Origin of the sequence: Ilyobacter sp. (assembly GCF_041583315.1) — a bacterium.
Classification (GTDB): domain Bacteria; phylum Fusobacteriota; class Fusobacteriia; order Fusobacteriales; family Fusobacteriaceae; genus Ilyobacter.
The window spans coordinates 1-4,632 of record NZ_JBFHGC010000206.1 but is presented as its reverse complement, the minus strand read 5'-3'; the positions used below and the strand labels follow the sequence as shown (position 1 = coordinate 4,632).

Annotated in this window: 5 protein-coding genes; 4 read left to right on the top strand and 1 reads right to left on the bottom strand. The window is 37.7% G+C overall.

Annotation, left to right across the window (positions count from 1 at the left end; genetic code table 11):
- Nucleotides 1-192 (bottom strand): hypothetical protein (locus ABZA26_RS08265; protein WP_372714052.1); only part of this gene is annotated, 192 nt, incomplete at its 3' end.
- Nucleotides 193-300: 108 nt separating this feature from the next.
- Here ABZA26_RS08265 and ABZA26_RS08260 point away from each other — a divergent pair.
- From ABZA26_RS08260 to ABZA26_RS08245, 4 genes are all read left to right on the top strand, one after another.
- Complete coding sequence (locus ABZA26_RS08260) at nucleotides 301-1,320, top strand: ABC transporter substrate-binding protein (protein WP_372714051.1); 1,020 nt, start codon at nucleotides 301-303, stop codon at nucleotides 1,318-1,320.
- 147 nt (nucleotides 1,321-1,467) lie between these two features.
- Nucleotides 1,468-3,024, top strand: a complete 1,557-nt coding sequence (locus ABZA26_RS08255; RefSeq protein WP_372714050.1) for an ABC transporter permease — start codon at nucleotides 1,468-1,470, stop codon at nucleotides 3,022-3,024.
- 9 nt (nucleotides 3,025-3,033) lie between these two features.
- Nucleotides 3,034-4,098, top strand: coding sequence for an ABC transporter ATP-binding protein (locus ABZA26_RS08250; protein WP_372714049.1), 1,065 nt, complete (start codon nucleotides 3,034-3,036; stop codon nucleotides 4,096-4,098).
- A 43-nt stretch (nucleotides 4,099-4,141) separates the two neighbouring features.
- Nucleotides 4,142-4,632: MgtC/SapB family protein (locus ABZA26_RS08245; protein WP_372714048.1), on the top strand; the 491-nt coding region annotated here is incomplete at its 3' end.

Here is a 4,632-nt window from a genome sequence, read left to right as displayed (position 1 = left end):
TCTGTACTCTTCATCACTGTTTTTCAAAAAGTCCAGATACTCTATTTCCAGGATCTGATTTATTCCCCTGTTATCCTCTAGACCCTGGACAAGCTGGTCGTATTTGGCCACCCCTCTCTTGCTGAAATTCAAAACCAATATATCCTGGGCATATACACTTAGTGTCAGAATAAAAAATAAAATAAGCTTCATATCAACCTCTTTTTAAACTTTTTGTTTTAAAATCAAAAAAGTGTAACAGTTTTGTAACAATCATATTGTATAAAATAAATGAAGAAAATAAAAGGAGGTATTTGAATTATGAAAAAAACTATTTTATTGATTCTTGCTGCAGCTGCTTTATTTGTAGGGTGTGGAAAGAAGGAATCAGACAATGGAAAATTATTAATTTATGCTGGATTGATGGAAGATCATGCTTCCATGGCTGCGAAAGAATTTGAAAAAGAAACTGGAATCAAAACTGAATTTGTAAGAATGAGTAGTGGAGAAACACTGGCAAGAGTTAGAGCAGAAAAAGAAAACATGTCCGCTTCTGTTTGGTACGGCGGTCCGATTGATGCCTTTGTTGCTGCCAATGAAGAAGGTCTTATAGAGCCGTATAAATCTCCTGTGTCAGAAGAGATCCCTGCTAAATTTAAAGATGCCAACGGAGTATGGACTGGAATTTATGTTGGTTATCTAGGTTTTGTGGGAAATAAATCTATTCTTGAAGAAAAAGGTATGGAAATGCCTAAATCTTGGCAAGATCTTTTAAAACCTGAGTATAAAGGAGAGATAGTAACTGCTCATCCTGGTTCCTCTGGTACTGCCTATACAATGCTTTCTACTGTTGTTCAGTCAATGGGAGAAGAAAAAGGTATGGAGTACATGCAAAAATTAAACGGACAGATCAGACAGTATACTAAGTCTGGAACAGCTCCTGGAAGAATGGTTGGTTTAGGAGAAGCTGGAGTCGGTATCACATTCTTACACGACGCCATCAAATACAGAAAAGAAGGATACAAAGATATAATTATTGCTGCACCATCTGAAGGAACAGGTTTTGAAATTGGCGGAGTGGCTATATTGAAAAACGGTCCTGATCTTGAAAATGCTAAAAAATTCGTCGACTGGGCTTTATCTAAGAAAGCTCAAGAGATGGGACAGACAGTTGGTTCTTACCAGTTCTTGACAAATAAAGATGCTGTACCTCCTCAGGAAGCTGCTGAGATCAAAGATACTAAGCTAATAGACTATGACTTTGAGTGGGCAGGATTAAACAGAAAAAGACTAATCGAAAACTTCAGTCAGGTGACTAAAACTTCTGCACCGAAGGAATAAAGGAGCATTGCTGTGAAAAAAAACTCATTTTCATTGAAAATCAGATCCGATTTAAAGAATATGAAGAAAATTTTTAATGACCCTATACTATTTTCAACCATAATATTTACATTAATTGTAGTAACCCTGTTTATACTGTTACCTCTTATGAATATATTAAACTCCAGTTTTTCCTATGATGATAAATTTTCTCTGAGACACTATAGGAATATCATGCGTATGAGTGAAAATATATCCATTCTGTATAATACTCTTAAACTAGGAATTACTACCGGGCTCATATCTACTGTAATAGGATTTTTCTTTGCCTATGCCCTTACTTACATCAAGCTGCCCTTTAAAAAAATATTTACCTCTATAGCTATACTCCCGATAATTTCTCCTCCATTTGTTATAGCTTTATCCGCTATACTCCTCTTTGGAAGACGTGGGTTTATAACAAGAGAGTTACTGGGAATGCTAGATGCGGATATATATGGATTTCACGGACTTGTACTGGTGCAGGTACTTACATTTTTCCCGGTTGCCTATCTTATGCTGGTAGGCCTCCTGGCAAAAATTGACCCTTCTGTAGAAGAAGCATCCCGAGATCTGGGTGCTTCCAGATGGGATGTATTCTGGACTATTACTCTTCCACTGATGATGCCAGGTCTTGCCAATGCTTTCCTGGTTATATTTATTCAGACTATAGCTGACTTCGGGAATCCGGTGGTAATCGGAGGAAACTATACTGTAGCTGCAGTACAGATTTATCTGCAGGGTATCGGAAACTATGATATGGGAGGTGCTACTGCCCTTTCCATCATTCTGCTTCTTATTTCCATCAGTATTTTCGTTACTCAGAAATACTATATCAGTAAAAAATCATACGTTACAGTTACAGGTAAAGTAGCAAAACAAAGAGAGATGATCACTGAAAAAAGGATCGTTATGCCTATTTTCATAACCATGATCTTACTCACTCTTTTGGTAATTCTCATGTACATACTCATACCAATAGGCTCATTTATAAAGTTGTGGGGAGCTGACTATTCATTATCCCTAAACCATTATAGATATGTCTTTGACCTGGGTATGAAGCCTATCCTCGACACTACCGGATTGGCACTTATTTCCACACCGATAACAGGTATCTTTGCCATGATTATTGCCTTCCTGATTGTCAGAAAAAAATTCATTGGTAAAAACTTTATAGAGTTTACTACTATGATGGCCATTGCAATTCCAGGAACGATAATAGGTCTAGGATATGTTATTACATACAACAGAAAACCTTTTGTTCTTACTGGTACCGCCACGATTTTAATAATAGCATTCATTGTAAGAAGTATGCCTATAGGTATAAGGTCTGCAATAGCATCTCTTCAGCAGATTGATCCGTCCATAGAGGAAGCTGCAAGTGTCCTAGGTGCAGACAGTAAAAAAGTTTTTACATCTGTCACACTGCCTATGATAAAACCCGCTTTCTTCGGAGGACTCATCTATGCCTTTGTCAGAAGTATGACTCTGGTCAGCACGATTATTTTCTTGGTATCTGCCAAGTACAACCTACTCACTGTGGCAATCATGAATCAGATTGACGTGGGAAAAATAGGTGTGGCTTCTGCATATTGTACCATCCTTATAATAATCGTATCTGTTGTTGTTCTTATGATGAAATCAGCATTAAAAACATTCGGTATTGAAGAAGGAATAGAAAGTTAGGAGTGAATGATGAACGCTAAAAGAGTTAAATTTGAAAATCTAACCAAAATATTTGTAACAGATAAAAATAAACAAGTGAAAGCAGTAGAAAATGTCAACTTAGACATTAATCCAGGTGAATTTGTTTGTCTCCTTGGACCCTCTGGCTGCGGAAAAACAACTACTCTGAGGATGCTTGCAGGATTTGAAGTTCCCACAGAAGGTAAAATCTTTATAGGAAATGAAAATGTCGAGAGGCTGACTCCGGACAAAAGAGATACTGCCATGGTTTTTCAAAACTACGCACTTTTCCCTCATATGAATGTCTTTGACAATATTTCCTATGGTCTGAGGCTTCAAAAATTACCAAAAGAAGAGATCAATGCAAGAGTAAAAAAAATATTGAGCCTCATGAAAATGGAAGAATTTGCAGAACGTGTACCTTCCCAGATGTCTGGAGGTCAGCAGCAGAGAGTATCCTTAGCCAGAGCTCTTATTATGGAGCCTGGGGTTCTTTTATTTGATGAACCTCTGTCAAACCTCGATGCCAAGCTCAGAATTCACATGAGAGATGAGATCAGAAAAATCCAGCAGGAAGTGGGAATCACATCTATCTACGTTACCCACGATCAGTCTGAAGCAATGGGATTATCAGATAAAATCGTCATCATGAAAGACGGACTCATCGAGCAGGTAGGTTCTCCAGACGAGATATATCAGAGACCAATAAATGCATTCGTTGCCAACTTCATCGGAAGAGCAAATATCATCTTAGCAACTGTTGAAGAGGTCAAGGAATCTACATTGGTCATAGATGTCCACGGTGTAAAATATGAAACGGCCAAGACTAAACCATATAATCTCGGTGACAAGGTAAATATTGTTGTCAGACCGGAATCCATAGAATTTGGAAAATCTGACTTCGAGGCAAAAGTCACAAAGAGTATGTTTATGGGAGCTCACCATGAATATGAAGTCAATTTCTTTGGTCAGCATCTTGAAATTTCCGTCAATAACCCCATGAACAAAACTATGGTCAAGATCAACGAAAACCTTAAATTTGCATTAGATCCAAATTCAATCCATATACTTTAAAGAATGGAATCTTCGGATTCCTTTCTTTAGTTAGGGGGGAACTATGTTTGAAATAACAAAATTTTCAATATTTATAAGAATCATCCTGGCCATTGTTATCGGCGGGCTCATTGGTTATGAAAGAGAGAAAAAAAGAAAGCCTGCAGGATTTATAACCCATACGCTCGTTTGCTTAGGTGCCGCAGTAATTGCAGTTATACAAATCTTAGTTTCCCAGAGCAGTATGGCTATGGTTCTTCAAAATCCGGACCTTTCTTCCGTTGTAAAAATCGATATGGGAAGAATGACGGCTCAGGTAGTATCCGGAGTGGGATTTTTGGGTGCCGGGACTATATTTCATACCCAGGGAAGTATAAAGGGTATCACCACTGCTGCCACACTGTGGATCACAGCCTGTATAGGCATAGCCATCGGCATGGGATATTTTTTCCTTTCAATTACTTCGGCGGTATTTATTATTTTTATTATGCTTATTATGAAAAAATTTGAAGTTCTTTATATCGAAAGAGAAAAGCAGAGAGTGGTAAAAATAAG

Bases quoted from the DNA above. Each gene is read 5' to 3' on its own strand.
- ABZA26_RS08260 (WP_372714051.1), top strand. From the start codon at position 301: ATGAAAAAAACTATTTTATTGATTCTTGCTGCAGCTGCTTTATTTGTA.
- ABZA26_RS08255 (WP_372714050.1), top strand. From the start codon at position 1,468: ATGAATATATTAAACTCCAGTTTTTCCTATGATGATAAATTTTCTCTG.
- ABZA26_RS08250 (WP_372714049.1), top strand. From the start codon at position 3,034: ATGAACGCTAAAAGAGTTAAATTTGAAAATCTAACCAAAATATTTGTA.